We start from the raw sequence: 18908 nt of genomic DNA, 5'->3' as shown, positions 1-18908 counted from the left end.
TTAGCCTCTAGATCGCAAAATAGGCTTTTTTTTGCTATAATAGACCCATGAATGAAAAAGTCTTTCGCGATCCCGTGCATGATTACGTTCATGTGGATCATCCCATCATTTATCAATTAATTAATAGTAAAGAATTTCAACGACTACGCCGCATCAAACAACTGGGGACATCTGGTTTTACCTTCCACGGTGGGGAGCATAGTCGTTTTTCTCACTGTCTTGGCGCCTATGAAATTTCAAGACGCATTCTGTCCATTTTTGAGGAAAAGTATGCAGAGCAATGGAATTCTGATGAAAACTTACTGACCATGACAGCCGCTCTTCTTCATGACATTGGACATGGTGCCTATTCCCATACCTTCGAAGGACTCTTTGGGACCGATCATGAAAAAATGACCCAGCTGATCATCACCAGTCCAGAGACGGAGGTCAATCAGATCCTCTTACAGGTAGCACCTGATTTCCCAAATCGTGTAGCCAGCGTCATTGATCATACCTACCCCAATAAACAAGTGGTGCAATTGATTTCTAGTCAAATTGATGTGGACCGGATGGATTATTTACTGCGGGATGCCTACTTTACGGGTGCTTCCTATGGAAAATTTGACTTGACCCGTATTTTGCGCGTCATTCGACCGATTGAAAATGGCATTGCCTTCCAACAAAATGGCATGCACGCTGTCGAGGATTACGTGGTCAGCCGTTACCAAATGTATATGCAGGTCTACTTCCACCCGGCTACTCGTGCCATGGAAGTCCTCCTTCAAAATCTACTCAAACGCGCTAGAACCATTTATCCCGATCAGAAAGAGTATTTTCAATTGACTTCACCTCGCTTGATTCCATTTTTTGAAGAAGAGGTCACCATCCAAGACTACCTAAATCTAGATGACGGTGTGATGAATACCTATTTCCAAGTCTGGATGGATAGTCCGGATACCATCTTGTCTGATCTTGCACAGCGCTATATTAATCGGAAAGTCTTTAAATCGATTCTATTTACAGAAGATAAGCGAAAAGACTTAGTAATCCTTGAAAAACTGATTAAAGAGGTTGGGTTTAATCCAACCTACTACACAGCTATTCATCAAAATTTTGACCTGCCCTACGATATTTATCGACCAGAGCTTGAAAAACCGCGGACTCAGATCGAGATGATCCGAAAAGATGGGAGTCTCGCTGAATTGTCTCAGTTGTCTCCACTCGTCGCTGCTCTTGCAGGAACTCGCTATGGGGACAACCGCTTCTATTTCCCAAAAGAAATGCTGGAGGTTAATGGACTTTTCAGTAAGCAAGTAGAGGAATTCACTTCCTATATCAACAATGATTATTTTACAGGAGAGACGGATGTCCATTAAATTAGTTGCGATCGATATCGATGGTACACTTCTCAATTCAAAAAAAGAGATCACACCTTCCGTATTTGAAGCCATTCAAGACGCTAAAGCTGCAGGCGTTAAAATCGTTATCACAACAGGTCGTCCTATCGCAGGGGTCTCAAAACTTTTAAAAGAACTCCATTTGATGGATCCTGGAGACTATGTCATTACCTTTAATGGCGGTCTGGTTCAAGAAACCGCTACTGGAAAAGAACTCATCAAGGACCTTTTAGATTATGAGGACTATCTCGATATCGAGTCTCTTGCTAACAAACTCCAAATCCACTCTCATGTGATTACTAAAGATGGCATCTATACCAGCAATCGCGATATCGGACGCTACACCATTCATGAATCTCAACTGGTCAATATGCCCCTTTATTACCGGACGCCTGAAGAAGTTCGTGAGAAAGAATTTGTCAAGGCCATGTATATCGATGAACCAGATATTCTAGATGCTGCGATTGCAAAAATCCCTAAAGAATTCAAGGATCGCTTCACTATGGTCAAATCAGCTCCTTTTTATTTAGAAATTCTAGGGAAAACAACCAATAAGGGAGCAGCTGTTCTTCATCTAGCTGAACGACTTGGAATCCAGCAAGAAGAAACCATGGCTATCGGAGATGAAGAAAATGACCGTTCCATGCTAGAAGTCGTGGAACATGCTGTCGTTATGGAAAATGGCAATCCAGCTCTTAAAAAAATTGCTACAACTATTACCAAATCAAATGATGAATCTGGCGTTGCATACGCCATTAGAAAGTGGGTATTATAAGAAATGTACCATTACCAGCTAGGAATTTCTGCTAGTGAGCATGATGACTTTGTTATTCAGAGTGACCAAACCAATCTCTTACAAAGCAGTTCATGGGCAAAAATTAAAGATAATTGGGGAAATGAACGTGTTGGTTTTTATCAAGAAGATCAATTAGTCGCTGTTGCAAGCATCTTGATTCAACCCCTGCCACTTGGCTTTTCCATGCTCTACATTCCTCGAGGCCCTATTATGGATTACCAAAACAAGGAGCTGGTTTCATATGTGATCCAATCCCTTAAAAAGATAGCCAAACAACACAAGGCCTTGTTTGTTAAATTTGATCCAAGTCTTTTCTTGAGCAAACACTTGATTGGACAAGAAAATACGGAAACCACTGATGTACAAGCGGTGATCGATACCTTAACTAAAGAAGGGGTTGAATGGACTGGCCGAACAAGTGATCTGGCAGAAAATATCCAACCACGCTTTCAAGCGAATATCCACAAAGAGTTTTTCACTGAGCAAGATCTTTCAAAATCTACTCGACAAGCCATCCGAACTGCTCGAAACAAAGGGATCCAAGTCCAATTTGGCGGAACCGAATTGTTAGAGGACTTTGCTTCTCTCATGAAAAAGACTGAGGCTCGTAAAAGCATTCATTTACGTGGAAAAGACTACTACGAAAAACTGCTCACAACCTACCAAGGACAATCCTACATTACTTTGTCTACGCTAGATCTCGAGAAACGGAAAACCTCCCTTACAAAAGATCTTGAAAAAAATAAGGCAGAGGCTGAAAAATTCACAGAAAAAACAAAGCCTGGCAAGGTTGAGAATAACCAAAAAGAAAAAGAGCGGATAGAGGAAGAACTGCAATTTCTTGAACAGCATCTCCAAGCAGGTAGACAGATCGTTCCTTTATCTGGGACCTTAAGCCTTGAATTCGGTGGGACGTCTGAAAATGTTTATGCAGGGATGGATGAAGAATTCCGCCGTTACCAACCTGCTATCCTCACCTGGTATGAAACTGCCCAACACGCTTTCGACCGTGGTGCTTCTTGGCAAAATATGGGGGGCATTGAAAATTCACTCGATGGTGGTCTCTATCATTTCAAATCTAAATTTAATCCTGTCATTGAAGAATTTGTTGGGGAATTCAACCTCCCAACCAGTCCACTTTATCCACTTGTAAACAAAGTCTACAAGATCCGGAAAAAATTAAGGAGTAAATAAGTTACATGACTCTTACGACAATTTCAAAAGAAGAATTTACCTCATTTGCAAATACTGTCTCCCATCGCTCTTTTATCCAGTCTGCTGAAATGGCAGATCTGCTTGAAAAGCGAGGAAATACCGTCCAATTTATCGCTTGGAAGCAAGAAGATCAAGTCCAAGTGGCAGCAATCTTGTACAGTCTTCCTATGACAGGTGGTCTCCATATGGAAATCAATTCTGGCCCCCTTTACCAAAAGGAAGCTATGCTAGAACCTTTCTATGCAGCTTTAAAAGACTATGCGAAAGAAAATGGGGCTATTGAACTCGTTATTAAGCCCTATGATACCTATCAAACCTTTGACAGTGACGGGAATCCAACCAGTGAAGAGCAAACTCATTTTATGGATACCCTAAAAAAATTGGGCTATCAGCATGATGGTTTAACAACAGGTTATCCAGGAGGAGAAGGTGATTGGCATTATGTGAAAGATATGGAGGGCATCACCGAAAAAAATCTTCTCAAGAGCTTCAGTAAAAAAGGAAAGCCACTTGTCAAGAAAGCTAAATCTTTCGGTATTAAACTGAAACGATTAAACCGAGATGAACTGCAACTCTTTAAGGATATTACTTCCTCAACCAGTGACCGTCGCGACTATCAGGATAAGACCTTGGATTATTACCAAACTTTCTATGACAGTTTTGGCGACAATGCAGATTTCATGATCGCAACACTGAACTTCCACCATTACTACACGAATCTTGAAAAAGACCAAGGAAAACTAGCACAGAAGATTGAGAAATTACAGAAAGATCTTGAAGTCAACCCACATTCAGAGAAAAAACAAAATCAACTTCGTGAATTCTCTAGCCAGTTTGATACCTTTGAGGTGAGAAAGAAGGACGCGAAAGAATATATTGAAAAATATGGAGATCAAGACGTCATTCTTGCAGGTAGTCTCTTTGTCTATATGCCACAAGAATCCACCTATTTATTCAGTGGCTCTTATACAGAATTTAATAAGTTCTATGCTCCTGCTGTTCTCCAGGAATATATGATGCTTGAAACCATCAAACGTGGTATCCCAAGATATAACTTCCTTGGTATTCAAGGAATCTTTGACGGGTCAGACGGTGTTCTTCGTTTCAAACAAAACTTCAACGGCTACATCGTCCGTAAGATGGGGACCTTCCGTTATTACCCAAATCCTCTGAAATACAAAATGATTTCTCTCATTAAGAAACTATTAGGACGTTCCTAACTCAAAAGACCAGCTTTGTAGCTGGTCTTTTCTACTATAAAAAAGACGAGAAATCTCTCGCCTTTTTATATATCATTATTTAACAAAGTCAAGCAATGCCAAGAAGCTTTCTGGATCAAGTGATGCACCACCCACAAGAGCTCCATCAACGTCTGGACAAGCCATGTATTCAGCAACGTTTTCAGGTTTCACTGAACCACCGTATTGAACACGTACTTTGTCAGCCACTTCTTGACCAAAGTCAGCAGCTACAACGTCACGAACAACTTTACACATTTTTTGTGCGTCGTCTTGTGAAGCTGATTTACCAGTACCGATCGCCCAGATTGGTTCGTATGCGATAACTGTTGAAGAGACTTGCTCTGCAGTCAATCCTGCAAGAGCAGCTGAAACTTGAGCCCCTACGAATTCTGCTGCTTTACCAGCTTCGTAAGTTTCAAGGCTTTCACCACAACAGATGATTGGAAGCATACCGTTCGCAAAGATTGCTTTTGCTTTTTTGTTGATATCTTCATCAGTTTCATGGAAGTAGTCACGACGTTCTGAGTGACCGATAACAACGTAGTCAGTACCGATTTCTTTCAAAACTTGTGGGCTAGTTTCACCAGTGAAGGCACCAGCATTTTCAAAGTAAGTGTTTTGGGCAGCAACTTTAAGATTTGAACCTTTAGCAGCAGCAAGTACAGCTGTCAAGTCAACTGCAGGAGCTGCGATACCAGCTTCAACAAGGTCAGCTGAAGGAAGTTTTGATGCTACAGCTTCAACGAATGCTTTTGCTTCTTCTGGATTTTTGTTCATTTTCCAGTTACCAGCGATAAATGGTTTACGTGACATTTCACATACCTCTTTTTTCTAATTTTATACTACTATTTTACCATAATTTTCGTCATAACGAAAGGTTGCACAAGCTCATTTTACTTTTTACCAAAATAAAAACCCCGTCTTCACGGGGTTTTCTGTCTGTCTATATAATTGTTAATCTGGGAACTAGATCGAATTAAGCTTCGATTTCAGTAACCATACCTGAACCAACAGTACGTCCACCTTCACGGATTGAGAATGTAGTACCTTGTTCAACGGCGATTGGGTGGATCAACTCAACGTCGATAGTCACGTTATCACCAGGCATTACCATTTCAGTTCCAGCTGGAAGTTCGATAGATCCAGTTACGTCAGTTGTACGGAAGTAGAACTGTGGACGGTAGTTGTTGAAGAATGGAGTATGACGTCCACCTTCTTCTTTAGTAAGGATGTAAACTTCACCTTTGAATTTAGTGTGTGGGTTGATTGAACCTGGTTTAGCGATAACTTGTCCACGTTCGATTTCATCACGTTGGATACCACGAAGAAGCACACCAACGTTATCCCCTGCAAGACCTTCGTCAAGTTGTTTACGGAACATTTCAACACCAGTAACAACTGCTTTTTGGATTTCGTCTTTGATACCAACGATTTCGATTTCGTCGTTGACACGAACAACACCACGGTCGATACGTCCTGAAGCAACTGTACCACGTCCAGTGATTGAGAATACGTCTTCGACTGGAAGAAGCAATGGTTTGTCAGTATCGCGTTCTGGTTCTGGGATGTACTCATCAACAGTATCCATCAATTCCATGATGATGTCTTCATATTTAGAGTCACCTTCAAGAGCTTTAAGAGCTGAACCTTGGATAACTGGAAGGTCATCACCTGGGAAATCGTATTCTGAAAGAAGGTCACGGATTTCCATTTCAACCAATTCAAGCAATTCTTCATCGTCAACCAAGTCAACTTTGTTCATGAAGACGATCAAGTGTTTAACACCAACCTGACGTGAAAGAAGGATGTGTTCACGTGTTTGTGGCATTGGTCCGTCAGTTGAAGCTACTACAAGGATAGCTCCGTCCATTTGAGCGGCACCAGTGATCATGTTTTTAACGTAGTCCGCGTGTCCTGGAGCGTCGATGTGAGCGTAGTGACGTTTTGCAGTTTCGTACTCAACGTGTGCAGTGTTGATGGTGATACCGCGTTCGCGTTCTTCTGGAGCAGCATCGATAGACGCATAGTCTTTAGGTTGGTTAACTGATGAAGGCAAGCGACGTGCCAAAACAGTTGTGATTGCTGCAGTTAGGGTAGTTTTACCGTGGTCAACGTGTCCGATTGTACCGATGTTAACGTGCGGTTTACTACGATCGTATTTTTCTTTTGCCATTTGAGTAAAAGCCTCCAATAAAATATATTTTATAGATAGACAGTAGGCAATACAGTCTAACTTTCCTTACTATTCTATCGAATTTTAGATAAAATTGCAAGCCTTTTACCTATATTTTCTTAATTATTCCTCTTCTTTTCTTTTATTTTATCAGCTTGCTGAAAGATCCTGATCTAGCTTTGAAAATTCTCATTTTAAATCTTCTATTTAAGCCATTACATACCTTTTGGTCCTTTAATATCAGGGACTAAAAAAATCGGAACAATGTTCCGATTTTTTAGCCTGAATTTCGTAATCCTGTAGCCACTCCATTGATCGTAATATGGATCAGCTTGTCTTGATCGGCTGGTAGTTGTCCAGTCCGTTGACGTCGAATCAATTCTAACTGAATATAGTTCAAGACGTTAAAGTATGGCATCCGGTAATCCAAACTTTCTTTCAGATAAGGGTTTTCAGCGAGCAACTCGTCTTGTTCCTCAATCATCAAGATGATGTCCTTAGTCAATTGCCATTCATGTAAGATAATCTGATAGATATTGCGAACTTCTTCTTCTTCACACAATTGGGCGTACTCAAAAGCAATGTCCATGTTGGCTTTGGATAAGACCATGTCCACATTTGACAAGAGAGATTGGAAGAAAGGCCAGTTTTTATACATGTATCGAAGGGTTTCAATATTCTCAGGATCCTCATCGATAAATTCCTTAAAGCTAGAACCTACTCCATACCAACCAGGGAACATTACCCGACTTTGTGACCAAGAGAAGACCCATGGGATAGCACGCAAACCACCGATTTCTGTAATGGTCTTACGAGCAGCAGGACGTGAACCAATATTAAAGCTTGAAATTGCTTTGATCGGACTTGATTCAAAGAAGTAATCATAGAAGTGCTCATTTCCAAAGACCAAATCACGATAGATATCGTAACTGCGATTCACGACTTTATCCATGACTTCCCCGAAACGATCAAACATAGAGAATGGACTCTTTTGTTCGGCAATCATTCGGTTAATGGTTGCAGAGACGAGCATCTCAAGGTTGTAGTAGGCAGCATCTTTATTTCCATATTTATTGCCGATTACTTCTCCTTGCTCAGTTAAGCGGATGCGGTCATTAATGGATTTCAACGGTTGAGACGTGATGGCTTCATAAGTAGGACCTCCACCACGACCAACAGTCCCACCACGACCATGGAAGAAGGTAATCTTCACTCCAAACTCGTCTCCGATAGCGGTCAATTGTTGTTGGGCTTTAAAGAGGGTCCAACAAGAAGACAAGTATCCACCATCTTTGTTGGAATCAGAGTATCCTAACATAATCTCTTGGTAGTTGTTCTTAGAAGCAATCCAACGTTTGGCAATCGGAAGAGACAAGTAACTTCTCATGGTTTCTTCTGAATGATCCAAATCTTCGATCGTTTCAAACAACGGTACGATTTGAACGCGAGCTTTTTCCGTATCGACTAAGCCCACTTCTTTCAACATCACAGCCAATTCCAACATATCTGACACACTGGTTGCATGAGAAATGATGTTTTGACGAATGACTTCTTCTCCTAAACGATCCTTCAATTCACGGGCCGTTTGGAAAATCGCTAATTCTTTTTCAAGCAGTTCAGATTTTTCAGCATGGGTTGCTGATAAAATACGTGGGTCTTCTAAAAGTTCTTTCAAGAGAACTTGACACTTTTCATCCTCTGATAAATCAGAATAATGGTCATTAATTCCAGCTGATTTCAGCAATTCTGCCACACAGGCTTCATGCACACTCGAATCCTGACGCATATCAATAGAGGCCAGATAGAATCCAAAAACATCGATGGCTTCTAGAAGTTCTGCAAATTCACCAGAAATCAAATACTCTGATTTGTTTTCTAACAAGGAATCTTTGATCTTTTCAAGGTCTTCTTTAAATTCTTGAGCAGAGGCATAAGCTGGTGCTTCTTTCTCAGAAATTTTCTTTAGAGCTCCAGAGATACGATTGCCGATATAATCAGAAACTGGCCCTTGTTGATGAGCATTTGCTCCTAATAACCTCTCGACAGCATAACGATCTTCTCTAGTTTCCCCAACCATAGTCCATTCTTTTAAATTGACCAAAGTCTGGATCAATTTTGACTGGATATAGTGGAAAGCTCGACGGTAAGGTTCTTTTTCACGAAAGACGGATGTATCACTGGATAGGGCTGCCATTTCAGCTACTGCTTCACTTGTTTTAGAAAGACTCGTTGAAAGGGAGAAATGACGGTATAATTTAGAAATCTTTTCGATGTAATAGTTCAAAATGACTTCGCTTTGAATAGTTGCTGAACGCTTCAAGGTCTCAGCTGTTACAAATGGATTCCCGTCCCGGTCTCCCCCAATCCACATGCCCATTGTGATCGGACGTGGTTGTTCAAGCTCTAATCCATGCGCTTTTGCCAAGCGTTTGTATTCCAACATCAGATTTGGAACAGCTTGTAAGAAAGAGCTATTGTAATATTCCATGACGTTGGTGATCTCATTGGTAACCTTCAATTTTTTGTCACGAATCATATCCGTTTGCATCATGATTTCGATATTGCAACGAAGGTTGTTATACCACTTATTCTCATTCATTAAGCCAGCTTTAACATCCCGGTGCTGACGAAGAAGAGCATGAATATGATTGGTTAAATCCAGCATGGTTTTTCGTTGCACTTGAGTTGGATGGGCTGTTAAAACAGGTACAATATTGAGATTTTCAAGAATTTCTTGTGCATTTTCATTTTTCGCAACTTCTTTGATGGTTGAAGAAAGTTTTCCGAGGTATTCACCATCCACGTTATTCAAATGATTGATTTCATAGGCCAAATCGACATCTTCTGAGATGTTAATCAAGAGTGGTAAAATCGCAAAATAACGTGAAATCACTGTCATTTCTTCATTTGTCAATTGTTCCACTAGTTGATTTAACTCACGATAGTTCTGTGTTTTTGATAGATCCTTCAACTGCCTAATTTTATCAAAGGTTTCCGGACGAACCAAATTTTTCGTAATATCATCTAATAAATTGGTTAAGATTTCGGCTTCTTCTTTGATAATATCTTTATTTGTGAAGTTCTCTAATTTTTGTAAGACCATTTTTTCTCCTTTTTGAATAGCCATTCAACAATTCCCTTTTAATAATAAGGTTTGATTTTACCTTTTTCTTCAAAAACCATGCCTTCTCGTTCCATCTTAGCCCGTTTTTCACTAGCGTCGATATTCAAAACGAAAGCAATCGCTACGGATAAGACCCATAAGCTATTTCCCCCTTGGGATAAGAAGGGGAAAGTCACTCCTGTAGACGGAATCAAACCAGAAATTCCTCCGATATTAATGAAGGTTTGCACTAAGATCATCCCACCGATCCCAATGGCCATCATCGAATTAAAAGGATTCTTTGCTCGAATACCGACTAAAATGATCCGAAGAATTAAGAAGAATAAGAGAGCAAGGATCAAACTAGCTCCAACAAAACCTAATTCTTCAATCACAATCGCAAACACAAAGTCTGTGTGCGCTTCTGGTAAGTAACCTTGTTTTTCAATGGAATTTCCTAGCCCCAAGCCAAACCAACCACCGTTACTCATGGCATAGTAGGAATTAGCTAATTGGTGACCTGCGCCAGACAAATCATTAAAGGGGTTAAAGAAGGCACTAAAGCGTTTGGCTACATAACCAAAGACTGGAATTTTAGCGACACGGTCCACACCGATAATCCAAATTGAACCAAGGACAATGGACGATACTCCAACAACTAAACCAAGTAAAGAGGTAAACCAACGGTAGCCCACTCCACTAGCCGTAATCATGATCAAGACCGTTAAGGCCAAGATCGTCGCATTTCCCAAGTCCGGCATAATCACAACGATTCCAATCAGAATCAAGGTCAGCCAACGCCAATCGTTTAAATTCCTTGGAATCCATTCATTGTGGGTCAAGGCTTGATAATCATAATCGCGTATCTCGTCTTGTCGTTTAGAAAAGATCAAGGCTAGATACCAGACTAAGATCACCTTGAGGTATTCTGCCGGCTGGATACTAAACCCTCCAGGAATCGTCAACCAACCGTGAGCTCCATTGACGGTATCTGTGATAAACCTAGACAGAATCAACAAAATCACTTCAATAAAAATGACAAAAGCCAGCACTTTTTTATTTCGAAGGAAGTTTAGGCTAAATTTATAAATCAAGGCGATGGTTAGGAGACTTAGGATAAAAAAGAGCCCCTGTGTCCGGACCATCCGAATCGAACTCACTCCACTTTGAATTGCCAAGGCACTTGTTGTCGAATAGACAACAATCAAGCCAATGATGGATAAAATCAAATAGGGAATGAGGATGGAATAATTTAAAAGATGTCTTTTTTCAATTTTCATAATTCACCATATTCCTAATATTCAACCTTCATTATATCATTTTTAAGAAGCAAAACCAAGGAAAGGCCAGAAAAGATTCGGCTTCTTCCCCATTTTCAAGAAATATTCTAATCATTCTTCTTATTTTCATATATTTTTATCCTTTTTCGATGAAAAGATTCCTTTTTTTTTTGAAAATAATGGCTGAAATCAGCATCTTTTAAGCATTAAGTTTTGCCTTTTCGTTTTTTTTACGGTAAAATGTTTCTGTATGAGAAAAAGGATAAAACCCGTTGTTCTCTTGGTCTTTTTTATCGGTATCATTTCTTTTCTCGTTCTCTCACGAACGATTGCCGATCTACAAGCCAGAGAGCGACAAGAAACAACCAAAACCATTCCGAACTCCAATACACCTCGAAAAACAACTACTGCAAGCTCTTCTTCTAAAAAAGAAGAAGACATCAATCCAGAACTGGTTGGCCGCCCGATCATTGATATCTCAGGCTGGCAATTGCCCAGTGAAATTGATTACGATGTCCTCTCCCAAAATGTGGGAGGTGTGATCGTTCGTGTCCATAGTGGGGCTCAAGCTAAAAAGGAAAATGCAGCAACCTACTTAAATGGTCTGGATAAATCTTTTAAAACCCATATCCAAGAATTCCAAAAACGAAATATCCCTGTCGCAGTCTATGCTTATGTCGCTGCTAAGGATAAAAAAGAAATGGAAAAAGAAGCAGAAGAATTTTACAAGGCTGCTTCTCCTTACAAACCGACCTACTATTGGTTAGACGTTGAGGAAAAAACCATGAAAGATATGAATGCAGGCGTTGAAGCTTTCCGAGCAAAACTACAAGCTTTGGGTGCAAAAAATATTGGACTCTATATCGGAACTTACTTCATGGAAGAACACAGTATCTCCACTGATAAATTTACGGCTCTTTGGATTCCTACTTATGGATTTGATGATGGCTACTATAATGCTGCACCAGATACCAACACGGAATACGACTTGCATCAATATACCTCTCAAGGGCAATTAAATGGATTCTCACACTACTTGGATCTCAACCAAATTGCTCCGACGCAAGACCAAGAAGCGATTTATCGGAAACTTTTCAAGGTACAAAAAGATAACTCTTCCTCATAGCCTTAAAACAGCAGATCAAGTGATCTTCACTTTTTCTGCTGTTTTCTATTTTTCAGGAGAAGACAATATTGCCGCTATTATATGTTATAATGGTCTAATGAAATCTGATTTTGTAGAGAAAAAGAGAAAAGGAGAAAGCCATGGCAAAAAAAAATAAAGTGAAAAAAACCTTGGTCGAGCAGATCTTAACAAAAGCAAAAATTGAGCACATAGGCTTACAAATCAACGCCCTTGAAGGAATCATTCCAGATGGGATTACGACCGATCAAATCTTTAAGACACTGGCTCTAACAGGCGATAAAACTGGTCCTGTCATCGGGATTGTTCCCATCTCTGCCCACTTGTCAGAAAAAAAATTGGCCAAACTCTCTGGCAATAAAAAAGTTAGTATGATTCCGCAAAAAGACTTAGAAAAGACGACGGGCTATGTCCACGGAGCCAATAATCCTGTTGGCATTCGACAAAAACACAACTACCCTATTTTTATTGACCAGTCGGCCCTTGATCTAGATCAGATGATTGTCTCTGCAGGTGAAGTTGGTCACAGTATTCAAATCAAGGCGCAAGATTTAGCTGATTTTGTCAAGGCTAGCTTCGAAGACTTAGTCGAGTAAAGGATAAAACCAATATGAAATTATATTTTGTCCGTCACGGACGTACTGAGTGGAATGAGGAGGGACGTATCCAAGGGGCAAATGGTGACTCTCCGCTTTTAGAATCTTCCGTCCAGCAGTTAAAAGCCTTGGGCCAGCATTTATCTCAAACATACTTTGATGCAGCTTATTCAAGTGACTTGCCTAGAGCCGTCCATACTGCTCAAATCATTCTCGAGCAAAATCAACATCCTATCTCCCTCCAAAAGACTCCTGCTCTACGGGAATGGCGGCTTGGTAGGTTAGAAGGTAGAAAAATTGTGGAGTTGAAGGCTCTCTATCCGGAGGAAATGAAGGCCTTTCGTCATAATTTAGCTAAGTTTCACCACGATATTTTCGGAGCAGAATCCGTTGAAGAAACCACCCAACGGACCGGAAATTTTATCAAAAGTTTAAAAGACCAGTCTGGCGAGGCCATTCTAATCGTTGGCCATGGGGCTAATTTAACCGCTTCTATTCGGAGCCTACTTGGCTATAAGCCAGAGGAACTCCGTAAAAACGGTGGCCTCAACAATGCTAGTGTGACCATTTTGACAACAGATGATTTTGAGCACTTTTACTTAGAAACTTGGAATGATACCTCTTATTTAGAGACTAAAAAACACTGATTGCAAGATAATTGTTTTAGAATAGAGGCAAAGTTCACTTAGAAACTTTCCTTAGGTGAATGCGGACGTCAGCGAACTTCGAAGAAGTTCCATGACTTAGTTTTGGACCTAAGGCTCCAAAACTCCCGAGTTCCTGAAACAATTTAGTTTCAGGAACTTTTCTCACTGCGGAAAGTTTTTAATCTTCTTAAATAACAAAAAAATAGTAGATATTTTTTGAAAATCATCTAGTTGTCTTATGTAAAACAATAGTCTGTATACATTCAAAAACACTGATCATCAGATCAGTGTTTTCTTTTAGCTTATTTCATAGTTGGGAAGAGAAGGACGTCGCGAATTGTTGTTACATTGGTCAACAACATAACGAGACGGTCAATACCAATTCCAAGTCCACCTGTTGGTGGCATACCATATTCAAGGGCTTCAACATAGTCATAGTCGATGCCTGTAGCTTCGTCATCTCCCAATTCTTTGGCACGCGCTTGCGCTTCAAAACGTTGCAATTGATCGATTGGATCATTCAATTCCGTGAAGGCATTGGCATACTCTTTGGTCATAATGAAGAGTTCGAAACGGTCAGTGAAGCGTGGGTCTTCTGGATTTTTCTTAGCCAATGGAGATACTGCTACTGGGTGACCGTAAACAAAAGTTGGTTGTGTCAAAGTTTCTTCAACGAATTCTTCGAAGAAGGCATTGATAATTTGTCCCACTTCTGTGTAGTGTTTTTCAACTGGTACATGTTTTTCGTTTGCAAGTGCTACAGCTTCTTCAAAGGTCATGTCTTGCCAGAAGTCAACACCTGTGATTTCTTTGATCGCATCAACCATGTGAACCCGTTTGAAAGGTTCATTGATTTTGATTTCTGTTCCTTGATAGTCAATTGGACCATCACCATGGACTGCTTTCGCAGCATGTTGGATAATGCCTTCTGTTAAGTCCATGATATCGTGGAAGTCAGCGTAAGCTTGATAGACTTCGATCGAAGTGAATTCAGGGTTGTGAGTGGCATCCATTCCTTCGTTACGGAAGATCCGTCCGATTTCGTAAACGCGTTCCATCCCACCAACAATCAAACGTTTCAAGTGAAGCTCCGTCGCGATACGAAGCACCATATCAATGTTTTGTGCATTGTGGTGAGTGATAAATGGTTTAGCAGCCGCACCCCCAGCTTCATTGTGAAGCACTGGTGTTTCCACTTCAAGGAATCCTTGACCATCTAAATAACGACGGATTTCAGAGATGATTTTTGAACGAGTTACAAAGCGTTCGAAGCTTTCACGGTTTGAAATCAAATCCAAATAACGTTTGCGATAGATGGTTTCAACATCTGAAAGTCCGTGGAATTTTTCAGGCAAGGGACGAAGGGCTTTTGACAAGTGAGTGATATGAGTTGCTTTGATGGAAAGCTCACCCATGTCTGTGCGCATGATTTCCCCTTCAACACCAAGGAAATCTCCAAGGTCTGCTTTTTTGAAGATCTCGTAGTTTTCTTCTCCAACTGCATCCTTACGAACGTAGATCTGAATTTGACCTTCACGGTCTTGAAGATGGGCAAAGCCAACCTTTCCTTTTCCACGTTTGGTAACAAGACGACCTGCAATAATAGCTGTTTCGTTCAAGTCGTGGAGTTGTTCTTTATCTAATTCTGAATATTTTTCTTTTAATTGACCTGAATTTGCAGTACGTTCGAATCGCTTCCCAAATGGATCGATTCCTTGTTCACGAAGGGCCGCCATTTTCTCACGACGGACAATCTGCTGGTCATTCAATTCTTCCATATGTTCAGTAGTCATTTGGAACCTCCTAAGTTATTCTCCCCTATTCTATCATATTTAGGCCAGAAATTCACTAATATTTACCAATTAAACAAAAATAAGGCAGAGGAAAAAATGCAGCTTCTTGAATGAATACTCAAAAACATCTGAAGACCGTCGTTGACTACCTAAATAGCTTGACCTGTATAAGACGAGATGATTGAAAAGGTTTCGACAAGTTATTCCACCACAGCAGCAAAAAGGAGCGTGGAGAATCTTGAACCATTCATCCTGACTCGCTCCTATTTTTCTATTCATAACGAAGGGCTTCGATCGGATTTAACTTAGATGCCTTATTCGCTGGTAAAATTCCAAAGATGATGCCTACAAAAGCAGAGAAAATAATACTGCCGATGGCGACATTTAAGGAAATAATCGGTGGTCCTTCTAGGGAGGCTGCTGCGAGTGTAGTAATCAAGCTATTCACACCATAAGCAAGGCCAAGTCCAATTAGCCCACCAATGATCGTCAAGACCATCGACTCAATCAAAAATTGAACCAGAATCTTACCTCGAGTTGCTCCCAATGCTTTGCGAAGACCAATTTCTCTCGTCCGCTCTGTCACAGAAACCAACATGATATTCATGACTCCAATCCCGCCAACCAAAAGGGAAATCCCTGCAATGGCACCGATGACTGACGTCATAATTCCTACTACTTTATTGGTTTCCTCTAGGATGCTATCCAAATTAAAGATTTGAAATTCTCCCTGGCGAACACCTGAAAGTTCTGTTAACTTTTGAGCAGCTTCGATCCCAACGGTTTTGATCTGTTTCACATCCGGTACATGGACGACAATATTTTGAATTTCATCGGTTCCGAATTCAGATGCCAGCTGGGTATTGGCCATCAAGGCACTTCCACCTGAGGAAGCTCCGTAAAGAGCTGTTCCTGCATTTGGATCCTTGAAAATACCAACGACGCGATAATTGTTATTCCCAACAGAGACCACCTGATTCAGTGGATTCTCCGTTCCAAATAATTGTTGAGCTAATCCTTCATCAAGGAGCACTACCCGGGAGAAATTACTATAGTCTGAAGGGGTTAATTTTCTCCCAGATAAGAGCTCAACCTTTTTGACAGAAAAATAGGTTTCATTTACCCCTTGGATGTTTACCCCTTCTGCTTTTTTCTTTTGAAAAGCAATGGTTGCATTGGAGGTATTGCTAACATAGTAACCATCGATGCCTTGAATCTTGGTTAATTCCTTAACCCAAGATTCTTGCACAACTGGTGGTGCTTCTTGGACTTGACCATCAACATCTTCAGCGTTTTCCCCATCCATATCCGATGGAGCAGCCATCCCTCGGTCTTCAGCTGCAGGGCCACTTTCGCCTCCGCCTTGTCCTTCTCCAGTATCATCAGAAGGGCCAATATTGATCCCAGTCACATTGCCACTCTTGTTGGGAGAATAAGAGATTTGTACATACTCTTGGTCCTTGGTGAAGGTCTTGGTAACACCAGCTTTCATACCATCTCCAAGAGCCATGATGACAACGACAGAAGCGACCCCAATAATGATCCCCACCATGGTCAAGAAAGACCGTAATTTATGGCTCATAATTGAGCTGATCGCAAATTTCCAATTTTGCATTAGGTCCCCCTTTCCAGCTTGCTATCTGAGGAGATCACTCCATCACGAATGACGATGCGACGATGCGCAAAGGCTGCAATTTCTGGCTCGTGTGTAACCATGATAATGGTTTTTCCTTCTTGGTTTAGCTTGGTTAACAAGTCCATTATTTGCTCCCCCGTCTTGGTATCTAGGGCACCAGTCGGCTCATCTGCTAAGACGATGGCTGGCTGATTGACGAGGGCTCGAGCAATCGCAACCCGCTGTTTTTGACCCCCTGAGAGCTCTGAAGGCAAATGGTGCATGCGAGAATGGAGCTCTACCTTTTCAAGGTACTGCTCAGCTAATTCCTTCCGTTTAGCAGGATGAACTCCTGCATAAATGAGAGGCAGTTCCACATTTTGAAAGGCATTGAGCTTAGAGAGAAGAAAGAATTGTTGAAAGACAAAACCGATCTGTTCATTTCGAACACGTGCTAATTTTTTCTCACTGAGATTTCCAACCTCCTGACCTTCTAGAAAATACTCTCCACTGGTCGGGCGGTCCAACAAGCCAATGACGTTCATCAAGGTCGATTTCCCTGAGCCAGATGGACCCATAATGGCCACAAATTCTCCCTCTTCGACTTCTAAATCGATGTCTTTTAAGACACGAAGTTCCTGGTCCCCGTTTTTATAGGTTTTATTGATTCCTTTTAGTTCAATCAATTTTGTCATATTTTCCGATCTCTTTTCCATCTTCCAGTTTCTCATTAGGATTCACAATAACTTGAGCATCTTTCTTCAAGCCTGACAAGATTTCCTGATTTTCAGCATCGGCGTTACCAAGCGTCACTTTTACTTTCTTAGCCTTGCCATTTTCGACCGTCCATACATAACTCGTATCCCCATCAGCCATGACACTTGTCACGGGAACAAGGGGATGTTGAGTAGAACTTTTGACTTCAATATTGACAGAAAAGCCTTGTTTGAGTTCCCCAATCTCACTGGTAATATCCACTGTGAATGGGTACTTGGCTCCACCGCTTCCTTGTGTTCCACCTGCTGCATTGGTGCCTGCTTGACCCGCGTCGGTCGGATAGTTGGCTACATAAGAAATCTTTCCTGTCCAGGTTTTATCCGGATAAACCTTGGAAGTGAGGACCACTTCCTGACCTTCAGAGATATTGGCCAAATTGTATTCAGACAATTCCCCTTTGACTTGTAAATTCCCGTTGCTCACAATGTGAACCAGAGTTTGGTTGGTCCCTGTAGTCGATTTTGAAACATCTTTATTGACTTCGACCACGGTACCATCTGTATTACTCCTAACTGTTGTCGCATCCAGAAGAGCCTTAGCCTTGTTCATATTATCGACTGCATCCGACTTAGCATCTCGTAAATCGCTAGCTTGGGAATCGACTGTTCGTTGTGTCTGCGAAGCTGATTTGGCATCTGCTTCTTCATCTCCTGTCGTATCAATGGTCACACCATTTGTCAGTAGGTCATTTAACTGACGGTCTGCCTTATTGACAGCACGAACGGCTGCATCATAAGCGGTTTGGGCCTCTGTACTGCTATACTGAACAATCGGCTGGCCGGCTGTTACTTGATCTCCTACATTGACCAAAATCGACTGCAAATCCCCTTTGGTTCCATCAAAATAGACATACTGTTCCTGGTTGGCAGTGACCTTCCCAGTTAACAAGACCGAAGAAGCGATCGAGCCATCCTTGACCGTTTGCACCATTGGAGTTTCTTTCGTGATTGCTTGATCAGGAGTACTTGGGTGCGAAAACAACATCACACTTCCTGTTCCAATCACCACAATTGCTGCACCTGCAGCTGCAAATAGTTGCCATTTTTTCAATTTCTTCATCGTTTTTCTCCATCAAAGAAAGCGTTTTATTCTATACCATAGTATACCATATTTCCTTACTTTTCTATCCAAAATTGACACGGCAAAATG

15 protein-coding genes are annotated in these 18908 nt (G+C 41.1%); 7 read left to right on the top strand and 8 right to left on the bottom strand.

All coding sequences use genetic code 11. From position 1 onward, the window contains the following. Window positions 1-47 precede the first annotated feature (47 nt). From O3646_RS00815 to O3646_RS00800, 4 genes are read left to right on the top strand one after another with little or no spacing between them, the layout of a single operon-like run. Window positions 48-1358: an HD domain-containing protein gene (locus O3646_RS00815; protein ID WP_003013512.1), complete on the top strand. Its 1311-nt coding sequence runs from the start codon at window positions 48-50 to the stop codon at window positions 1356-1358. Beyond that, window positions 1348-2154 (top strand): sugar-phosphatase, encoded by an 807-nt coding sequence (yidA, locus tag O3646_RS00810; RefSeq protein ID WP_371610375.1) that lies wholly within the window; start codon window positions 1348-1350, stop codon window positions 2152-2154. The genes O3646_RS00815 and yidA overlap by 11 nt, the downstream gene beginning before the upstream one ends. A gap of 3 nt (window positions 2155-2157) precedes the next feature. Beyond that, complete coding sequence (locus tag O3646_RS00805) at window positions 2158-3369, top strand: aminoacyltransferase (RefSeq protein ID WP_155169452.1); 1212 nt, start codon at window positions 2158-2160, stop codon at window positions 3367-3369. Window positions 3370-3374: 5 nt separating this feature from the next. Next, window positions 3375-4610 carry an aminoacyltransferase gene (locus O3646_RS00800; RefSeq protein WP_031574023.1) on the top strand — a complete coding sequence of 412 codons (1236 nt, stop codon included), beginning with the start codon at window positions 3375-3377 and terminating at the stop codon, window positions 4608-4610. A 75-nt stretch (window positions 4611-4685) separates the two neighbouring features. On the opposite strand, the gene tpiA is transcribed toward O3646_RS00800, so the two are convergent. The 4 genes from tpiA to ftsW form a co-directional block, all read right to left on the bottom strand. Continuing rightward, on the bottom strand, window positions 4686-5444 hold the full coding sequence (gene tpiA / locus O3646_RS00795; RefSeq protein WP_031574020.1) for a triose-phosphate isomerase: 759 nt from the start codon (window positions 5442-5444) through the stop codon (window positions 4686-4688). Between the two features lie 163 nt (window positions 5445-5607). Beyond that, the gene (gene tuf, locus O3646_RS00790; RefSeq protein ID WP_003008055.1) at window positions 5608-6804 is read right to left on the bottom strand and encodes an elongation factor Tu; all 1197 of its coding nucleotides are present in this window, start codon (window positions 6802-6804) and stop codon (window positions 5608-5610) included. 277 nt (window positions 6805-7081) lie between these two features. Next, window positions 7082-9907, bottom strand: coding sequence for a phosphoenolpyruvate carboxylase (gene ppc / locus O3646_RS00785; RefSeq protein WP_155169449.1), 2826 nt, complete (start codon window positions 9905-9907; stop codon window positions 7082-7084). A 38-nt stretch (window positions 9908-9945) separates the two neighbouring features. Then, on the bottom strand, window positions 9946-11187 hold the full coding sequence (gene ftsW, locus O3646_RS00780) for a cell division peptidoglycan polymerase FtsW (protein WP_155169447.1): 1242 nt from the start codon (window positions 11185-11187) through the stop codon (window positions 9946-9948). Window positions 11188-11437: 250 nt separating this feature from the next. Between ftsW and O3646_RS00775 the strand changes: the two genes are divergently transcribed. The 3 genes from O3646_RS00775 (at window position 11438) to O3646_RS00765 (ending at window position 13574) form a co-directional block, all read left to right on the top strand. Then, complete coding sequence (locus O3646_RS00775; protein ID WP_049497418.1) at window positions 11438-12313, top strand: GH25 family lysozyme; 876 nt, start codon at window positions 11438-11440, stop codon at window positions 12311-12313. A gap of 140 nt (window positions 12314-12453) precedes the next feature. Next, window positions 12454-12927, top strand: coding sequence for an aminoacyl-tRNA deacylase (locus O3646_RS00770; protein ID WP_129824056.1), 474 nt, complete (start codon window positions 12454-12456; stop codon window positions 12925-12927). A 14-nt stretch (window positions 12928-12941) separates the two neighbouring features. Beyond that, window positions 12942-13574 (top strand): histidine phosphatase family protein, encoded by a 633-nt coding sequence (locus O3646_RS00765; protein ID WP_070674296.1) that lies wholly within the window; start codon window positions 12942-12944, stop codon window positions 13572-13574. Window positions 13575-13876: 302 nt separating this feature from the next. On the opposite strand, the gene lysS is transcribed toward O3646_RS00765, so the two are convergent. The 4 genes from lysS to O3646_RS00745 all read right to left on the bottom strand — a co-directional run bounded on the left by lysS (window position 13877) and on the right by O3646_RS00745 (window position 18818). Beyond that, a complete protein-coding gene (lysS, locus tag O3646_RS00760; RefSeq protein ID WP_003016025.1) occupies window positions 13877-15367 on the bottom strand; it encodes a lysine--tRNA ligase in 1491 nt (496 codons plus the stop codon). 271 nt (window positions 15368-15638) lie between these two features. Then, window positions 15639-16982: an ABC transporter permease gene (locus tag O3646_RS00755; RefSeq protein WP_371610374.1), complete on the bottom strand. Its 1344-nt coding sequence runs from the start codon at window positions 16980-16982 to the stop codon at window positions 15639-15641. Next, the gene (locus O3646_RS00750; protein WP_003002759.1) at window positions 16982-17677 is read right to left on the bottom strand and encodes an ABC transporter ATP-binding protein; all 696 of its coding nucleotides are present in this window, start codon (window positions 17675-17677) and stop codon (window positions 16982-16984) included. The genes O3646_RS00755 and O3646_RS00750 overlap by 1 nt, the downstream gene beginning before the upstream one ends. After that, complete coding sequence (locus tag O3646_RS00745) at window positions 17661-18818, bottom strand: efflux RND transporter periplasmic adaptor subunit (protein WP_371610373.1); 1158 nt, start codon at window positions 18816-18818, stop codon at window positions 17661-17663. Before O3646_RS00745 ends, O3646_RS00750 begins: the two co-directional genes overlap by 17 nt. Window positions 18819-18908 lie beyond the last annotated feature (90 nt).

The sequence above is a fragment of the Streptococcus sp. 27098_8_148 genome, from assembly GCF_041432105.1.
GTDB classification, from domain to species: Bacteria; Bacillota; Bacilli; order Lactobacillales; family Streptococcaceae; genus Streptococcus; species Streptococcus parasanguinis_AE.
This window is presented reverse-complemented; position numbering and strand designations above follow the sequence as displayed.